The organism is Flavobacterium sp. 22659 (assembly GCF_052044235.1).
Taxonomy (GTDB): Bacteria; Bacteroidota; Bacteroidia; order Flavobacteriales; family Flavobacteriaceae; genus Flavobacterium; species Flavobacterium johnsoniae.
Genome location: NZ_JBQEMU010000005.1, coordinates 221,567 through 239,930, shown reverse-complemented (window position 1 = coordinate 239,930; position 18,364 = coordinate 221,567). Strand labels below are relative to the sequence as shown.

Here is an 18,364-nt window from a genome sequence, read left to right as displayed (position 1 = left end):
ACATCACATAAGACCATCAACCAACAACAATCAACCAACAACTAAAAAGAAAAAATGAACTTATTCAACGTTTACCCATTATACGACATAACTCCAGTAAAAGCAGTAGATTGTACAATTATTGATGACAAAGGAGTAGAATATTTAGATTTATACAGCGGACATGGTGTGATTTCTATCGGACACACACAACCGGATTATGTAGCAAAACTAAAGAATCAATTAGACCATTTAGGTTTTTATTCGAATGCAATTCAAAATCCTTTACAGGTGGAATTGGCTCAGAAGTTAGGAAAGCTTTCTGGTTTAGAAGATTACGAATTGTTTTTATGCAGTTCGGGTGCCGAAGCCAACGAGAATGCTCTAAAATTAGCTTCTTTCCACAATGGAAAATCAAGAGTTGTGGCTTTTGATAATTCTTTCCACGGAAGAACTTCTGCAGCGGTTGCGGTTACTGATAACAAAAAAATTGTTGCGCCAATAAATGCACAGCAGGAAGTAACCTTTTTGCCTTTAAACCAAATCGAATTAGTTGAAGCTGAATTGGCTAAAGGAGATGTTACGGCTGTAATTATCGAAGGGATTCAAGGAGTTGGAGGTTTAGATCAAGGAACAACTGAGTTTTTCCAGGCTTTAGAAAAAGCATGTAAAAAACATGATGTTGTTTTAATTTTAGATGAAGTGCAGTCAGGATACGGAAGAAGTGGAAAATTCTTCGCTTTCCAGCATCACGGAATCAACGCTGATATTATTTCAGTTGCGAAAGGAATGGGGAATGGTTTCCCAGTTGGAGCGATTTTGATTTCTCCAAAATTTGAAGCAAGTTTCGGATTGTTAGGCACAACTTTCGGCGGAAGCCATTTATCTTGTGCAGCAGGAATTGCAGTTTTGGATGTAATTGAAAAACTGGATTTACAAAAAAATGTAAACGAAGTTTATGAATATTTCTTAGAGAAAATCAAAGAAGTAGAAGGAATCAAACAAGTAAAAGGAAAAGGATTAATGCTTGGAGTAGAGTTTGATTTTGATGTTGCAGCTTTAAGAAAGAAATTAATCATCGAAAAACACATTTTTACAGGAAGTGCCAACAATAAAAATCTATTAAGAATTTTACCGCCTCTAACTGTCAAAAAAGCAGATATCGATACGTTTGTAAAAGCTTTAAAAGAAAGTTTAGAAGAACTTAAAAACTAAGTTTGCCGATAACTGTTAATTCGTTTAATCGTTTAATTGGTTAATCGATTAAACGAATTAACGATTAACCAATTAAACCAAAATAAAATGAAACCATTATCAATTGAAATACGCAATGTGGTTTTGCGGACTATGGCAAAGCTGGTCGAGCAGGAGCGGAATGAGATAATCCTAACTAATCAGGAAGATCTTGCCGATTATGACGGCTCAGATTTAGCGATGGAAGAACGCTTAAAAGTAGATGATAAAAAAGTCGACGAGATGATTTTATCATTAAACCAACTAGCTTCTCAGGAAGATCCTGTTGGCGTTGAGCGTTTTCATTTTACTCATGATAATGGAATAAAAGTGGTCAATAAAACTGCTGCTTTTGGAACGATTTTAATTATTTACGAATCTCGTCCGGATGTTACCATAGAAGCGGGAGGAATTGCCTTTAAATCCGGAAATAAGATCTTATTAAAAGGAGGAAAAGAATCTTTAAAATCAAACTTAAAAATCGTAAGTCTTTGGCACAAAGCTTTAGAAGAAAATGGAGTTTCAAAAGACTGGGTAGAGTATCTGAATTACAACCGAACTGAAACTCAGGCTTTTTTAGAAAAACCAACTCAAAAAGTCGATTTAATAGTTCCAAGAGGCGGAGAAAAACTTATTGAATTTGTAAAAGCACACGCGACTTGCCCAGTAATAGTAAGCGGACGAGGGAATAATTTCGTTTACGTTCATGAAGATGCAGATACTGATTTAGCTTTAAAAGTAATTTTGAATGCTAAAACTGCTAAAATTTCGGCTTGCAATGCTTTAGATAAAGTTTTGATAAGTTCTAAACTTCCAAATTTTGAAGGTTTCGCAGCAATGTTAATTGAAGCTTTAATCGAATCAAAAGTAGAAGTTATTGTAGATAAATCGTTAGAGAATTTCGAAAATACCAAAACTATCATAAACGAAGACATTTGGTACGAAGAATTTCTGGATTATAAAATCGTAATAGGAACCATCGATTCTCAGGATCATGCTATTGATATGATTAATAAATACTGCGGAGGACATTCTGCAGCAATTATTACGAGAGATAATGAAGCAGCACAGCAGTTTATGGAATCAATAGACGCTGCAGCAGTTTACCAAAATGCTTCAACCCGTTTTACAGACGGCGGACAATTTGGTCTTGGCGGAGAATTAGCAATAAGTACTGATAAATTGCATCAACGAGGTCCAATCGGTCTTCAACATCTCGTGACCAATAAATGGTACGTTTACGGAGAAGGACAGATTAGATAATTTTAGATTTTAGAGTTCAGATTTTAGATTGATGATTAACGATTTTAGATTTCAGATTATTGGAATTTGGAATTTAAAAAATTGATATTTATTTAAAGATTTAGCTTTGCGAACTTGGCGTTTATAAACACAAGTAATATCAAAAAAAACTTGCGCACTTTGCGGTAAAAAAAATCGCAGCAAAACAACAACAATGGGTAAGAAACGGATTTTATTAAAAATAGGAAGTAATACTTTAACCAAAGAAACCAATCATATTTCGCGGGGAAAGATTGAAGACCTCGGAATACAGATTGCAGCTTTAAATGACGAATATGAATTTATCATAGTAAGTTCAGGAGCAATTGCAGCAGCAAAGCAGTTTGTGAAACTTGATAATCAGGATAAAGATGTTTTTGTAAAACAGGCTTTGGCTTCAATTGGACAGCCTCATTTAATGCGGATTTACAATGAAAATTTTAAGGATTTAGGATTAAATACTTCTCAGTGTTTGCTTTCTTATTCTGATTTTGAAAAAGAACAGACTAAAAAGAACATTGTAAATACAATTAATGTATTAGTTAAAAACAATTATATTCCGATTATCAATGAAAATGATACCGTTGCCACAGATGAGATTCGGTTTGGAGATAATGATAAATTAGCGGCTTTAACAGCAGTGCTGCTAAATGTTGATATTTTGATAATTGCCACTAATACAAATGGAATTTATACAAAGAATTCAATTCACGATGAAAATCCGGAGACGATAAAATTGGTAAATGATTTAAAAACGCTCGAAAAAGAAATCGGCGAATCAAAATCATCACACGGAACAGGAGGAATGCAGTCTAAAATAGAAGCAGCAGGAATTGCGAAAGCAGCAAATATTGAAACCTGGATCGTAAACGGATTAAATGATAATTTTATTCTGCGGGCATTAAAAGATGAAATTCCTTTTACCAAGATTGTGTAAAAAGGTTTAATTGTTTAATCGTTAATTCGGTTAATCGATTAAAAAAGAACATTAAAAAAACAAAAATGGATAAAAGTTAGATTTGTTTAAGCAGTAAAACGATTAAACAAATCAACGATTAACCGATTAAACAAAAAAACAATGAACTACATCTCAATAAAAGATATCGACTCATTATCAAAATGGGTTAAAAGCGCGATCAAAATCAAAAAAGATCCGCTTAAAAATAAAAAACTAGGTAAAAACAAAACCTTAGGAATGTTATTCTTCAATCCGAGTTTAAGAACGCGTTTGAGTACACAAAAAGCGGCTTTAAACTTAGGAATGAACGTTATGGTGATGAATTTCACCAATGAAGGCTGGACTTTAGAATTTGAAGACGGAGCGGTTATGAATTCTGGTGCTTCAGAACATATTAAAGAAGCTGCAGAAGTAGTTTCTCAATACTGTGATATTATCGCTATCCGTGCTTTTGCTGGTTTGGTTGACAAAGAAAAAGATTATCAGGAAACTGTAATTTCAGGTTTCTTAAAGTATGCTACAGTGCCAATTGTTAATATGGAAAGTGCAGTTCGTCACCCATTGCAGTCTTTAGCAGATGCCATTACTATGGAAGAATACAAAACCAAACACAAACCAAAAGTGGTTCTTTCTTGGGCACCGCATCCAAAAGCTTTGCCACAGGCAGTTGCAAATTCATTTGTAGAAATGATGCAGATGCAAAAAGACATGGATTTTGTAATTACACATCCAGAAGGTTATGAATTAAGTCCAGAAATTACAAAAGACTGCAAAATTGAATACGATCAAAACAAAGCTTTTGAAAATGCCGATTTCGTTTACGTAAAAAACTGGAGTAATTTCAACGATTACGGAAAAGTAACTAACAGCGATCCAAATTGGACTGTTACGGCAGAGAAAATGGCTTTAACCAACAACGGAAAATTCATGCACTGTCTTCCGGTTCGTCGTAACGTAATTGTAAGCGACGAAGTTTTAGATGGAGAAAACTCAATCGTAATCGAACAAGCGAACAATAGAACGTATTCAGCACAATTAGTTTTACAAAAGATTCTTAAGAAAATTTAATTTAAGGTGCAAAGGTTCAAAGTTGCAAAGGTGCAGAGGTTTAAGATCTTGAGAAAAACCTTTGTACCTCTGTACCTCTGTACCTCTGAACCTTAAAGATAATGAATGTATCAGTAATAAAAATAGGTGGAAACATCATTGATAATCCAGCAGAATTAGATCAATTCTTAACTGATTTTTCTAAAATTGAAGGATATAAAGTTTTAGTTCATGGCGGCGGAAAATCAGCTACAAAAATGGCGCAGAGTATTGGATTAGTTCCGCAGATGATTGACGGACGCCGAGTTACAGATGCTCCAATGCTTGATGTTGTGGTCATGATTTACGCCGGACAAATCAACAAACATATTGTTGCTCAATTACAGGCAAAAGACAATAATGCAATTGGTTTTTCTGGTGCTGACGGAAATTTAATTCAGTCAACAAAAAGGAATCACCCAACAATTGATTATGGTTTTGTTGGCGATGTAAAGCAAGTCAACACCAAATTACTGGCAACTTTGTTAGAAGCTGGAGTTGTTCCTGTTTTCTGTGCGATTACACACGACAAAAACGGACAATTGTTAAACACCAATGCTGATACCATTGCAAGCGAATTATCAATTGCATTATCGGAAGTTTTTGACGTTACATTGACATATTGTTTTGAAAAACAAGGTGTTTTACAGGATTCAGAAGACGATTTATCTGTAATTACTGAAATCAACGAAGCATTATACAATAAGCTGAAAGAAGAAAAAGTAATCCATTCTGGAATGATTCCAAAATTGGATAACTGCTTTAATAGTTTATCAAGAGGCGTGCAGAAAATCAAAATTGGGCATCATAAAATGCTTAAAAATCCAGATGTTCTGCATACGACGATTACATTATAAAAATGTTGCCACAAATTGACACTAATTTTGTCTGTTAAAAGAGAAAATAATTTTAAACAGAGACTAAAAAGTTTATTTTGATTTTAAATCTGTGACAAAAAAATAATGTTTGAAAATCCGTGTAATTAGTGGCAAAAAAATAGAGCGCACGAGGTATTTTAAATAAATTTGCGCAAGTAAAAATGGTCAAAGGAAAGCTCAAAAACTTTGTTGCTTTGTCCCTTTGAGCCTTTGAACCTTATTAAAATGAAAAATATAGATACGCTTACCCAGGAAGCAATTAGTTTATTAAAAAGCCTTATCGAAACCCCTTCATTTTCAAGTGAAGAAGATCAGACGGCTCTTTTAATCGAAAATTGGTTCAATCAAAATGAAATTCCATTCAAGAGAGAAAACAACAATGTGTGGGCTTTCAACAAATATTTCGACGAAAACAAACCAACACTTTTATTAAACTCACATCACGATACTGTACGACCAAATCAGGCGTATACAAACGATCCGTTTAAAGCAATCGAAAAAGACGGGAAATTATTCGGATTAGGAAGTAATGATGCAGGCGGATGCCTGGTTTCGTTATTAGCAACATTTGTACATTTTTACGAAAATCAAAACCTTTCTCACAATATTGTAATTGTGGCTTCTGCTGAAGAAGAAAGCAGTGGAAAAAATGGTTTAAATAGCGTTTTAAAAAGCTTACCAGAATTAGATTGCGCTATTGTTGGAGAACCAACATTAATGCAATTAGCAGTTGCCGAAAAAGGTTTATTGGTTTTAGACGTAAAAGTAAAAGGAACTGCGAGCCACGCTGCGCATCAAAACGACGATAATGCATTATATAAATCAATTCCGGTAATGGAATGGTTTAAAAACTATAAATTCGACAAAATCTCAGATGTTTTAGGTCCTGTAAAAATGACCGTAACGCAAATTAATGCAGGAAAACAGCATAATGTTGTGCCATCAGAATGTGATTTGGTTGTAGATATTCGTGTAACAGACCAATATACCAATGCTGAAATTCTAGAAGTAGTAAAAGCAAATGTAAATGCCGAAGTAACTCCTAGATCAATGCATTTAAATGCATCGTCTATTCCAGTTTCGCACGGTTTAGTTCAGGCTGGAATCGCATTAGGAAGAACAACGTATGGTTCGCCAACGCTTTCTGACCAATCCGTTTTAAGCTGTCAGTCTTTGAAATTAGGTCCAGGAGAAACGTTGCGTTCGCATTCAGCAGACGAATTTATTTTTGTAAATGAAATTGTAGAAGGAGTCGACTTGTATATTAAAATACTAACTGATTTCTTTAAATTATAATTAAACCCGACAGGTTTTTAAAACCTGTCGGGTTTCTAAAAAATAGTACCTATGAAACTTTGGGAAAAAGGAATACCAACAGATAAACAAATCGAGCAATTTACAGTAGGAAACGATCGTGAATTGGATTTGGTTCTCGCAAAATACGATGCTTTAGGTTCAATCGCACACGCCAAAATGCTGGGTCAGATAGGTTTGTTAACTGAAGAAGAAACAACTTCTTTAGTTGATGTCTTAAATGAAATAATTGCAGATATTGTAGTTGGAAATTTTGAAATCGAAGACAGTTTTGAAGATGTACATTCTAAAATAGAATATCTTCTAACCGTAAAACTAGGCGATGCCGGAAAGAAAATCCACACCGCACGTTCTCGTAACGATCAGGTTTTAGTAGATGTTCATTTGTATTTAAAAGATGAATTAAAAGTAATAAAAGAACAGGTAAAAACTTTGTTTGATTTGTTGATGGAATCGGCAGAAAAACATCAAAATGTTTTATTGCCAGGATATACACATTTGCAAATCGCAATGCCATCGTCTTTTGGAATGTGGTTTTCTGCTTATGCAGAAAGCTTGATTGATGATGTTACAATGTTGAACGCTGCTTCAAAAATTGTAGACCAGAATCCGTTAGGCTCGGCTGCAGGTTATGGAAGTTCGTTTCCAATCAACAGGACCTTTACAACAAAAGAACTAGGCTTTGAAACTTTAAAATACAATGCTGTTGCCGCACAAATGAGCCGTGGAAAAGCAGAAAAAACGGTTGCTTTTGCTATGACAAGTGTTGCAGGAACATTGTCAAAATTTGCAATGGACGTTTGTTTATATATGAGCCAGAACTTTGATTTTATAGGTCTTCCGGCGTATCTTACAACAGGTTCAAGCATTATGCCTCATAAAAAGAATCCGGACGTTTTCGAATTAATCAGAGGAAAATGCAATAAGATTCAGGCACTTCCATACGAAATCACTTTAATTACAAACAATCTTCCAAGCGGTTATCACAGAGATTTACAGCTTTTAAAAGAAGGTTTGTTTCCAGCGATTCAAAACCTGAAAGCTTGCTTGGATATTGCAATTTTCTCAATTAAAGATATTACAGTAAAAGATCATATTTTAGAGGATAAGAAATATGACTACTTGTTTACAGTTGATACTTTAAATGAAATGGTTGTAGAAGGAATGCCGTTTAGAGATGCTTACAAAGCAGTTGCTGAACAATTGGAAGCAGGAACGTACAAATCTCCAAAAGCAACAAAACACACACACGAAGGCAGTATAAATAATTTATGTCTTGACGCAATAAAGGATAAAATGAAAGCAGCTTTTTAAAGCTGTATTATTTAAATAATGAAGCCGGTTTGTTACCAATACAAATCGGTTTTTTTATTTCTTCAAATATCTTTTTTGTACTAAGAAAATTCGGCTTAAATTGGTTAAATTTGAAAATTGATTACTTATATTAAAAATATGACACAATTTGAAGATCAGGCATCTCAGGAACTCTATGAGAAAAATCTAATTACTGAAAGTCAGTTTCAGGAAATAAAAGAGTATCGAAATCTGAATATTTTTTCTCTTAATGTAGAACTAAAACTGCTGCTTTCTATTTCAGTTTTAATGTTTACTTCCGGAATAGGAATTCTTATATACGATAATATCGACAGCATTGGTCACATAGCGTTATTGTCTATTTTGTTTGCTGTTACGTGTGGATGTTTTTATTATTGTTTTAAAAATTCAAAAGGTTTTCAAAAAGATGAAACTACATCAGAAAGTCCGTTTCTTGAATATTTAGTTTTAACAGCAAATGTTTTAACCTGTATTTTTATAGGATACCTTCAGGTTCAATATAAAGCATTTGGAACGCATTATGGTTTGGCAACTTTGGTTCCTACAATTGTCAGCTTTGTTTGTGCTTATTATTTTGATAACAAAAGTGTTTTGACAATTGCAGTTACAGGTTTGGCTGCTTATGTTGGTTTTTCGGTAACACCGCAGGATATTTTTAATGGTAATAATGATTTTTATGCCAATGAAAGTTTAAGTTATTCAGCGATAATTCTTGGTATTTTATTAATATTATGGACAGTTTATAGTTTTAAAATTAAATTAAAAACACATTTTGCGTTAATTTATCTAACGTTTGCTTTACATATTATAAGTGTTGTTTCGATAAGTAATATGCTTCGTGAGGAAATAACATGGTTGCTTTTCTCTTTAATTTTAGCCGGATCATCTTTTTATTTTTATAAAGTAAGTCATGAGCTAAAAGCAATTTCGCTTTATGTTTTCATGATTCTATACGCTTATATTGGTATTAATATTTTATTGTATAAAATTTTGCAGCATGCTGATAATATTCCTGACATATGGGTTTTATTTTTCATGTTATTACCTATGTATTTCATTGGTTCAATAGTATTGTTTATAATGTTGATTAAAAAATTCAATAAAGAAATAGTAAAATGATAAAATACGATAAAAATTTACTGAATAATTTATTTTTGACAGAAGAGGCTGATTCTCTTGAAAATGGAGGGTTTATAAGTAAAGATCAAAAGAAAATTATTAGAAATCAATTACCTTCTTTTAAAATTCAAAACAACATTTTAGTTCGTTTAGGATTTTTTGTGCTGGGATCATTTTTATATTCATCGATTTGTAGTTTAGTAACTGTAATTGGATTGTCTGGTGAAGAATTTTTTTTTAAAATTTGCTGCTTTCTTTTTGCAGGTGTTGGTATTGCCGGCGCAGAACTTATAACGAATCAAAAATTTTATAGACACGGCTTAGACGATGCTTTTATTTTGGGAACACTTTTGAGTGTCGGAGGAGGTGTTTTTGTAATTACAGAAGATTTTGAAACAGTTCTAACTCCTGCTATTTTTGTAGCAATTGCTTCTTTTTTAACTTACAAAAGATACCTGCATTTATTATCTATGCTTGTGTTCTGTTTTGCTTGTTCTGCCGTTTTGTTTTTCGGAATGTTTGAAATTGGAAATATTGGAAAAACAATTTTGCCTTTTGCGGCAATGCTGACTTCGGGAGTATTTTATTTTTTTACTAAACGAAAAATTAATAATCTAAAAGAAGTTTACTATTATAATGGCTTATTATTAGCTAATAATTTCTGTTTGATTTTATTTTATCTTTCTTGTAATTATTTAGTTGTAAGAGAGCTTTCATCAGAACTTTTAGGAGTTGATGTGCAGCCAGGACATGATATTCCTTTTGCTTATTTCTTTTACGCTTTTACATTTATTGTTCCAATTGTATATTTGGTTCAGGCATTAAGAACGAAAAACAGAATTATGCTCTGGATTAGTTTTGCTGCAATCGCTTTTAGTATTTTTACAATCCGTTTTTATTATTCGGTGTTGCCAATTGAAGCTGCATTAACTCTGGGCGGATTAGTAATGTTTGCAATTGCTTTTTTCTCAATCCAAAAATTAAAAAATAAGGAATCTGGACTAACCTTTAAACCAGATCGAATCAATCATTCAAATGCTATTTTAAATGCTCAAACTTTAATTGTAGCTTCAACTTTAGGTATGAAACCAGGAATTAAAACCGAATCTCCAATGGATTTTGGAGGAGGAGGATTCAGTGGAGGCGGATCTGGAGAAAGCTTTTAATTAATTATTAATTGTGAATGGTTGATTGTGAATTTGAAAATGAAAACTTATAACAAAAAACGCTGAATTTATATTCAGCGTTTTTTGTTTTTTTAATGAAGAATCTTAATCGAGATATGCTTCGTATTCTTCTATTTTAGTTTGTAAACGATTTTCTAAATACGTGTTACCGCCTTTTAATTTTTCCAGAATAATTGCTGCTTCAGCTTTATAATTTCTCCTTTTTAAATTGTCCCAGGTTTTAGGAGGTTTTTGTAAATTGGTAATTCTGTCCGCTAATTTTATTGCCCAGACTTCTTTTCTCAGCTTTAAAATTCGGTCTAAACTATCCAGCATTTTTTCTTCTTTAGGTAAATTGCTGTTTTTTGTAAGAGCAGAAACGCCTTTGGCAATTTCCAATCCAAATTCACGTTCCAGTTCCTCAAATGTGGTGTTGGTATCTTCTAAAGTGTCGTGTAATAATGCAACCTGCACCGCAAAGTTTAAATCAAAATTATCAGTATGATTCGATGCAATCAGGATTTCCATCGCCACATTACTCAAATGAATAACATACGGAAGATTAGAATCAGTAATAGTCTGATTATTTTCTAAATGCTTTATCGTGGCAAAAATTATGGTTTTTTGGTAAGCTGTTTGAACATCCATTCAGTTAATTTTAGAATTATTAAACTTTACTTTTCAAAGCCTCGGCATCAATATCACTGTGCGAAACATTGTAAACAGCTTTTCCGTTTTTAATTAAAATTAACTGAGGTGATTCATGATAAACTCCAAATCTGCTGGCAATTTCGTTTGAAACGTCTCTGTGAGCAATTAAATCCAGAAAATAAGCATCAACTACACCTTCCAGATCAAATTCTCTTTCAAATTGTTTTAATGCCATACGGCTGATACTGCATCTTGTACTATGTTTAAAAATAACAACCGGTTTTTCATTAGAAATGGCTTCTATTTCCATTAACTGAAGAATATCAGTTAATTCTGTCCAGTTTACTTTACTTTTTGATGCTTCTGAGTTCTCTGAACTTCCGAAGATTGAATTTAAAAAACTCATATTTGGCGGTTTTATGACTTTTTGACATTTAAAAATGATAAAAATCACGTTTTTAATGTCATTTTGTCTTTATTTTTACTATGGAATATAATTTGTCTATTCGAGTACAAAGTTAGATTATTTGAGTCAAAAATCTATCTCAATAAATTGTAACTTTAATGTAATCGAATATTTCAAACAAAAAATCAATCAAATCGAAAAAATATGAATATAAACAAGTTTACTATTAAATCGCAGGAAGCCATACAGTTGTCTCAGCAATTAGCACAACGAAACGGCCAGCAGCAAATTGAAAATGAACACATTTTCAAAGCTATTTTTGAAGTTGATGAAAACGTTGCGCCATTCATTTTAAAGAAATTAAATGTAAATGTGCCTTTGTTTTTACAAATTTTAGACAGTACAATTCAGAGTTTTCCAAAAGTTTCCGGAGGCGATGTTATGCTTTCGAGAGATGCAAATAAAGCTTTGAACGAAGCAGAAATTATTGCACAAAAAATGAACGACGAATATGTTTCGATCGAGCATTTAATCTTGGCTATTTTTGATTCAAAAAGTAAAGTTTCTCAAATTTTAAAAGATCAGGGAGTTACAGGAAAAGGTCTGAAAGCAGCAATCGAAGAACTTCGTAAAGGAGAGAGAGTAACTTCTGCTTCTGCCGAAGAAACCTATAATTCATTAAATAAATACGCTAAAAATCTAAATGAATTAGCACGTACAGGAAAATTAGATCCGGTTATTGGCCGTGATGAAGAAATTCGTCGTGTATTACAAATTTTAACTCGTCGAACTAAAAACAACCCAATGCTTATTGGTGAACCCGGAGTTGGTAAAACCGCTATTGCCGAAGGTTTAGCACATAGAATTGTAGATGGAGATGTTCCTGAAAACCTGAAAGATAAAATCGTTTTCTCTTTAGATATGGGAGCTTTGATTGCTGGAGCAAAATATAAAGGAGAATTTGAAGAACGTTTAAAATCGGTTGTAAAAGAAGTTACAGCCGCAGAAGGTGATATCGTATTGTTTATTGATGAAATTCACACGCTTGTAGGTGCAGGTGGAGGAGAAGGCGCAATGGATGCGGCTAATATCCTGAAACCAGCTTTGGCACGTGGAGAATTAAGAGCAATTGGTGCTACAACCTTAGATGAATATCAAAAGTATTTTGAAAAAGATAAAGCGCTTGAAAGACGTTTTCAAAAAGTACTAATCGATGAACCAGATACTGAAAGTGCTATTTCAATTTTACGTGGTATCAAAGAGAAATACGAAACGCATCATAAAGTTCAGATTAAAGACGAAGCAATTATTGCAGCTGTTGAACTTTCACAAAGATATATTACCAATCGTTTTTTACCAGATAAGGCGATTGACTTAATGGACGAAGCGGCTTCTAAACTGCGTATGGAAATCAATTCAAAACCTGAAGAATTAGATGTTTTGGATCGTAAAATCATGCAGCTTGAAATCGAAATCGAAGCGATTAAACGTGAAAAAGAAGAAAGTAAGCTGAAAATTTTAGGTATGGAATTGGCCAACCTTAAAGAAGAGCGAAACGAAATCTATGCAAAATGGAAACAGGAAAAAGATATCGTTGACGGAATTCAGGCTGTAAAACACGAAATAGAAGACTTTAAATACGAAGCAGAACGTGCAGAACGTGATGGTGATTACGGAAAAGTAGCCGAAATTCGTTATGGTAAAATAAAAGAAGCACAAGAACGTCAGGAAACTTTGCAAAAGCAGTTATTGGAATTTCAATCTGGTAATTCTTTAATTAAAGAAGAAGTTACAAGAGAAGATATTGCCGAAGTTGTAGCAAAATGGACTGGAATTCCAGTAACCAAAATGCTTCAGACAGAAAGAGAAAAGCTTTTACATCTTGAAGATGAATTGCACAAACGTGTAGTTGGTCAGGAAGAAGCGATTGAAGCTGTGAGTGATGCCGTTCGCAGAAGCCGCGCCGGTTTGCAGGATATGAAAAAACCTGTTGGTTCATTCCTGTTTTTAGGAACAACCGGAGTTGGTAAAACGGAGCTGGCAAAAGCCTTAGCGGAATATCTTTTTGATGACGAAAATGCGATGACTCGTATAGATATGAGTGAATATCAGGAACGTCATAGTGTGAGCCGTTTGGTTGGTGCGCCTCCAGGATATGTAGGTTATGATGAAGGAGGTCAGTTAACAGAAGCTGTTCGTAGAAAACCTTATTCTGTTGTACTTTTAGACGAGATCGAAAAAGCACATCCGGATACTTTCAATATTTTATTGCAGGTTCTGGACGAAGGACGTTTAACAGACAATAAAGGACGTCTTGCCGATTTTAGAAATACGATTATTATTATGACTTCAAATATGGGAAGTAATATTATTCAGGAGAAATTTGAAAACCTAAAAGGAAGCGTTGAGGCAGCAACTGAAGCCGCTAAAAACGAAGTTTTAGGATTATTAAAGCAAACTGTTCGTCCTGAGTTTATCAACCGTATCGATGAGATTGTAATGTTTACACCGCTTACTGTAGAAAATATTTCAAGAATTGTAAGTTTACAGTTAAAGAGTGTTACTAAAATGCTGGCTCTGCAAGGTATTACAATGGATGCGACTCCAGAAGCGATTGCTTATCTGGCAGATAAAGGTTACGACCCTCATTTTGGAGCGAGACCTGTAAAACGTGTAGTTCAAAGAGAAGTCTTAAATCAATTGTCAAAAGAAATTCTGGCAGGGAATATTACAACAGATAGTATTATCTTATTAGATGCTTTTGATGGTAATTTGGTTTTTAGAAACCAGACTGAAGAAGCTAAATAATTAAAGAGATGCACAGAAGATGCGTCTTCATGATAAAAAAACACCAGCAGAAATGCTGGTGTTTTTTGTTTATCAGATTATTATCTTATTTGTAAAATCTTTTTCATGTAAGAATTATTATATATTTGAATAATCAAATTAATCAACAGTTAAATCAATTATATATGAAAGAAAACCAACAAACTTTTTTATTGCTTTTAATTACTTGTATTTTCTGCATAACAAATAGTTATTCGCAGGAAAGCATAGTAGTTACAGGAGGAAATGCTTCTGGTGCTGGCGGTACGGCAAGTTATTCTATTGGACAAATAGCATATACAGTTTTATCAGGATCTGATCAAAACGCTATTCAGGGTGTTCAACAGCCATATGAAATAACAACCTTAGGCAATAATGAATTTGCCGAAATTAAGCTTACAATGACTGCTTATCCAAATCCGGTTATTGACGTGCTTAGTTTAGTTGTTAATGACGATACACTAGATGATTTATCTTATGGTGTATTTGATATAAATGGAAAAATGGTATCACAGAATCTAAAAGTAACAACTTCAGAAACAAGAGTTTCAATGCAGGGACTAAATCAAGGGGTTTATTTTTTGGTCATAAATAAGAATGCAAAAAATATTAAAACTTTTAAAATAATAAAAAAATAACATTTTAAACCGTAGAAAAATATATGAAAAAAATTACTCTAGCATTATTATTAAGTTCTTTTACAGTTTTATTTGCACAGGCTCCGCAGAAAATGAGTTATCAATCTGTTATTCGTAAAGCAGACGGAACATTGGCAGCGAGTACATTAGTGAATATAAAAACCAGTATTTTATTAGGTTCAGCAACAGGAACGGCTTCTTATGTTGAAACACAAACTACCACCACAAATACTAATGGATTAGCAACAATAGAAATTGGAGGCGGAACACCCGCTTCTGGAACTTTTGCCAATATCAATTGGGGAGCAGGATCACATTTTATTAAAACCGAAATAGATCCAACAGGAGGGAGTAATTTTACTATAAGCGGCACAAGCCAGCTTTTAAGTGTACCTTATGCTTTATATGCAGGCTCTGCTCAAAAACAAGGTAAAACAAGTATTGTATTAACAGGTGATATTACAGATGCACAAGCTGTTACACAATTACAGAATGAGTTAGGACCAAATACAGAAAATATTTATGTTTTAGGGACGACAAACCTTACAAATCTGGATTTAAGTGCTGTAAAGAATGTAGTTAATTTATCTGTAATGGAAAATTTAAAATTAGCTGCAATAAATTTTAATAATCTTAGTGAAATATATAATGAGTTGAAGATAGAAAATAACGATAAATTAGCAGCATTGTTATTTCCTGCTTTAAAGGCGGTACATGGATTCGATACCTATGTTTCTAGAAATTTATCATTAGTATCAATTTCCTGTCCTGTATTAACAAAATCAAAAAGCATCTATTTTCGAAGAAATCCTCTTTTAAGTTCTATAGATTTGCCTTTATTGGTTAAAGTTCATAATGGTGAAGCAAGTCTTAATTTTGATGAAAATGCACTTCCAAGCTCTCAGGTTAATTTAATTTTAAGCAGATTATTAAATATTTCTCCAGCTTCAGGAACTTATATTCAACTGCAGTATCAAAACCCTCCTGCACCGCCTACAGGACAAGGTCTTATTGATAAGACAACTTTAATAAACAGAGGTAACAGCGTTGCAACAGATTAAAGATTTGTTTTAGAATAAATATATTTAAAACACCAGCAGAAATGCTGGTGTTTTTTTGTTTATAACCGTGAATAATGAAACTTTTTTTAAAAGTCATATAAGTAAAGTTTTGGTTTAATTCTCAAATTTACAGTAACATAAAACAAATTATCATGAACAATATATTTAGAGGATTAATCGCCGGATATGGCGCAAAAAAGTTAGGCGGAGGGTGTTTTGGAACCATATTAGTTTTTATTATTATCTGGCTGTTATTAGGGCAGTGCAGTTAAAAATTAAATCCAATTTTAGTTAAAGAGATTCGCATAAAAAGTAGTAGATTCGCACAACTAAACATTAAACAAAGACAAATATAATGGCATCAGGTTTTTTCGTACTATTAGACGATATAGCAGCAATTATGGACGACGTTGCAGTAATGAGTAAAGTTGCAGCAAAAAAAACAGCAGGAATTTTAGGAGATGATTTGGCGGTAAATGCTGAAAAAGCTTCAGGATTTGCATCTTCAAGAGAACTGCCGGTTTTATGGGCAATCAGCAAAGGATCATTGCTTAATAAAATTATTATTCTGCCAATCGCATTTTTACTAAGTGCCTTTTTACCAGTTGCAATAATTGTCATTTTAGTTTTAGGAGGATTATTTTTAGCATATGAAGGTGCCGAAAAAATATATGAATTTGTATTTCCTCACAAACATGAAGAATCTGAAGGAATAACCGAAGAAACTTTGACTGAAGAACAAATCCTTGAAGCCGAAAAAGGTAAAATAAAATCAGCAATCATAACCGATTTTATATTATCTGTAGAAATCGTAATTATTGCTTTGGGTACGGTTATAGACCAGCCTATTACACAGCAGATTATTGTAACATCAATAATAGCCTTGATCGCTACTATAGGAGTGTATGGTATTGTAGCTCTTATTGTAAGAATGGATGAAGCAGGGTATAAGCTTATTAAGTTTAGTAAAGGAGAAAAAAGTATTTCAAAATTCATTGGAAATATCTTAGTAAAAGCACTTCCGTTGGTTATTAAAGGGTTGACTATAATAGGTACAATTGCATTACTATTAGTTGCCGGCGGTATCTTTGTACACTATATTCCGTATTTTCATCATTTAGCAGAAAAAATTAATATTCCTTCGATAATAAAAGAATTTGTAATTGGACTAATATTAGGTTTCGTTGTTTTAGGATTTGTAAATTTGTTCAAAAAGATTTTTAAAAAATAATTCTAATTTGAAATTTTAACATTTTTATACGCAACTAAAATCAATTATTACATCTATATATTATTAAGAACAATTTATTATACTATGAAAAAAATCAAATTACAATCTATTGCAGTGGTTCTAATGCTGGTAACTTTTTTGAGTTCATGCAGCAGTGACAACAATACACCAGATACTTCTGATGTTATTTTTAAAAGTTCTTTTGCAACTGATGTGAATGGACCAACAACCGGAAAAGTAAATCAAGAGCTGACTTATGTGATATCTTTTGAAGTAGAAAACAGCTGTGGAGAATTTCAGAGATTTACTGATGTTGAATTTAAAAAAGAACCAGGATTTCAAATTGAAGCTAAATATCCAAAAGCAGGATGCGAAAGTTCTACTCCTACAATAAAAAGAACTACATATAAAATTACTCCAACTCTAAAAGGAACTTATTATTTAAGAATTGCAAAATCTGATAGTGAATACATAGAAACAAAAGTTGTTATAGACTAAAACTAAAAGATTATTTAAAATAAGACCGCTTTACAAATTTTGTAAAGCGGTTTTTTTTATGGTTGTAATTCACAAACGCTGGATCATTTTTCGTAAGGAATTACGTTTGTTTTGTAAAATATTTTTACTGAATAACTTTTTGAAATTCAAATGTTTAATCTTTTTGTAAAACGAATTAACATTTTATCTAAGCAACCTTTGTAACTCAGTTACATCTTCATAGTAATTAACAATTAATTATTATTTTATATGAAAAGTTTTAAATTAAAATCTGTTTTGGTAGTATTATTTTTATCAATTGTATTTGTTTCGTGCAGTAATGATGATGATCATGCAGAAGCACCAGTAAAAACAAAAACAGCATTTGCTACAGAAATTAAAGGAGCAGGAACAGGAAAAGTAAATGAAGAATTGAGCTATGATGTAACTTATACAGTAGATAATGCCTGTGCTGAATTTGTAAAAATCAGCGAGACAACAATTGGTTCAGTAAAAGGATTTCAAGTTGAAGTAAAATACCCATCAGAAGTTTGCACGCAGCAAGTACCAGAACCTAAAAAAACAGTTTATAAATTTAAATCGGCTGTAAAAGGAACTTTTGAGATTAAATTCAAAAAATCTGAAACAGAATTCCTGACTCAAAAAGTTGTTATTGAATAATATTTTGAGTTGATATTCCAAGATAGAAAACCATTTTGCGATTG

General features: G+C 32.8%; 17 protein-coding genes. 15 read left to right on the top strand and 2 right to left on the bottom strand.

Annotated features, from left to right (window positions below; genetic code table 11):
- Positions 1-54: 54 nt before the first annotated feature.
- From ACTJIW_RS07880 to ACTJIW_RS07840, 9 genes are all read left to right on the top strand, one after another.
- On the top strand, positions 55-1,194 hold the full coding sequence (locus ACTJIW_RS07880; protein WP_121361576.1) for an aminotransferase class III-fold pyridoxal phosphate-dependent enzyme: 1,140 nt from the start codon (positions 55-57) through the stop codon (positions 1,192-1,194).
- 87 nt (positions 1,195-1,281) lie between these two features.
- Positions 1,282-2,475, top strand: a complete 1,194-nt coding sequence (locus ACTJIW_RS07875; protein ID WP_440715999.1) for a glutamate-5-semialdehyde dehydrogenase — start codon at positions 1,282-1,284, stop codon at positions 2,473-2,475.
- A 193-nt stretch (positions 2,476-2,668) separates the two neighbouring features.
- A complete protein-coding gene (gene proB / locus ACTJIW_RS07870; RefSeq protein WP_440715998.1) occupies positions 2,669-3,430 on the top strand; it encodes a glutamate 5-kinase in 762 nt (253 codons plus the stop codon).
- A gap of 141 nt (positions 3,431-3,571) precedes the next feature.
- Positions 3,572-4,519, top strand: a complete 948-nt coding sequence (locus ACTJIW_RS07865; RefSeq protein ID WP_073409546.1) for an N-acetylornithine carbamoyltransferase — start codon at positions 3,572-3,574, stop codon at positions 4,517-4,519.
- A gap of 101 nt (positions 4,520-4,620) precedes the next feature.
- Positions 4,621-5,394: an acetylglutamate kinase gene (argB, locus tag ACTJIW_RS07860; protein WP_440715997.1), complete on the top strand. Its 774-nt coding sequence runs from the start codon at positions 4,621-4,623 to the stop codon at positions 5,392-5,394.
- A gap of 246 nt (positions 5,395-5,640) precedes the next feature.
- Positions 5,641-6,711, top strand: coding sequence for a M20 family metallo-hydrolase (locus ACTJIW_RS07855; RefSeq protein WP_440715996.1), 1,071 nt, complete (start codon positions 5,641-5,643; stop codon positions 6,709-6,711).
- A 51-nt stretch (positions 6,712-6,762) separates the two neighbouring features.
- Complete coding sequence (argH, locus tag ACTJIW_RS07850; RefSeq protein WP_440715995.1) at positions 6,763-8,043, top strand: argininosuccinate lyase; 1,281 nt, start codon at positions 6,763-6,765, stop codon at positions 8,041-8,043.
- A gap of 138 nt (positions 8,044-8,181) precedes the next feature.
- Positions 8,182-9,183, top strand: coding sequence for a DUF2157 domain-containing protein (locus tag ACTJIW_RS07845; RefSeq protein WP_440715994.1), 1,002 nt, complete (start codon positions 8,182-8,184; stop codon positions 9,181-9,183).
- Positions 9,180-10,349 (top strand): hypothetical protein, encoded by a 1,170-nt coding sequence (locus tag ACTJIW_RS07840; protein ID WP_440715993.1) that lies wholly within the window; start codon positions 9,180-9,182, stop codon positions 10,347-10,349. The genes ACTJIW_RS07845 and ACTJIW_RS07840 overlap by 4 nt, the downstream gene beginning before the upstream one ends.
- A gap of 105 nt (positions 10,350-10,454) precedes the next feature.
- Here the strand turns inward: ACTJIW_RS07840 and ACTJIW_RS07835 are convergent, their stop codons facing one another.
- Both ACTJIW_RS07835 and ytxJ read right to left on the bottom strand, forming a co-directional pair.
- Positions 10,455-10,997 (bottom strand): HD domain-containing protein, encoded by a 543-nt coding sequence (locus ACTJIW_RS07835; protein ID WP_440715992.1) that lies wholly within the window; start codon positions 10,995-10,997, stop codon positions 10,455-10,457.
- A 19-nt stretch (positions 10,998-11,016) separates the two neighbouring features.
- On the bottom strand, positions 11,017-11,406 hold the full coding sequence (gene ytxJ, locus ACTJIW_RS07830) for a bacillithiol system redox-active protein YtxJ (RefSeq protein ID WP_440715991.1): 390 nt from the start codon (positions 11,404-11,406) through the stop codon (positions 11,017-11,019).
- A gap of 204 nt (positions 11,407-11,610) precedes the next feature.
- Here ytxJ and clpB point away from each other — a divergent pair, with 204 nt between their 5' ends.
- The 6 genes from clpB to ACTJIW_RS07800 all read left to right on the top strand — a co-directional run bounded on the left by clpB (position 11,611) and on the right by ACTJIW_RS07800 (position 18,320).
- Positions 11,611-14,214, top strand: coding sequence for an ATP-dependent chaperone ClpB (clpB, locus tag ACTJIW_RS07825; RefSeq protein WP_149207678.1), 2,604 nt, complete (start codon positions 11,611-11,613; stop codon positions 14,212-14,214).
- 164 nt (positions 14,215-14,378) lie between these two features.
- A complete protein-coding gene (locus ACTJIW_RS07820) occupies positions 14,379-14,870 on the top strand; it encodes a T9SS type A sorting domain-containing protein (RefSeq protein ID WP_440715990.1) in 492 nt (163 codons plus the stop codon).
- Between the two features lie 23 nt (positions 14,871-14,893).
- A complete protein-coding gene (locus tag ACTJIW_RS07815; RefSeq protein WP_012025403.1) occupies positions 14,894-15,931 on the top strand; it encodes a hypothetical protein in 1,038 nt (345 codons plus the stop codon).
- Between the two features lie 355 nt (positions 15,932-16,286).
- Positions 16,287-17,162 carry a DUF808 domain-containing protein gene (locus tag ACTJIW_RS07810; RefSeq protein ID WP_121361564.1) on the top strand — a complete coding sequence of 292 codons (876 nt, stop codon included), beginning with the start codon at positions 16,287-16,289 and terminating at the stop codon, positions 17,160-17,162.
- A gap of 84 nt (positions 17,163-17,246) precedes the next feature.
- On the top strand, positions 17,247-17,660 hold the full coding sequence (locus tag ACTJIW_RS07805) for a hypothetical protein (RefSeq protein ID WP_073409248.1): 414 nt from the start codon (positions 17,247-17,249) through the stop codon (positions 17,658-17,660).
- A gap of 249 nt (positions 17,661-17,909) precedes the next feature.
- Entirely contained in the window at positions 17,910-18,320 is a 411-nt protein-coding gene (locus ACTJIW_RS07800) for a hypothetical protein (RefSeq protein ID WP_433810491.1), read from the top strand.
- Positions 18,321-18,364: the final 44 nt, after the last annotated feature.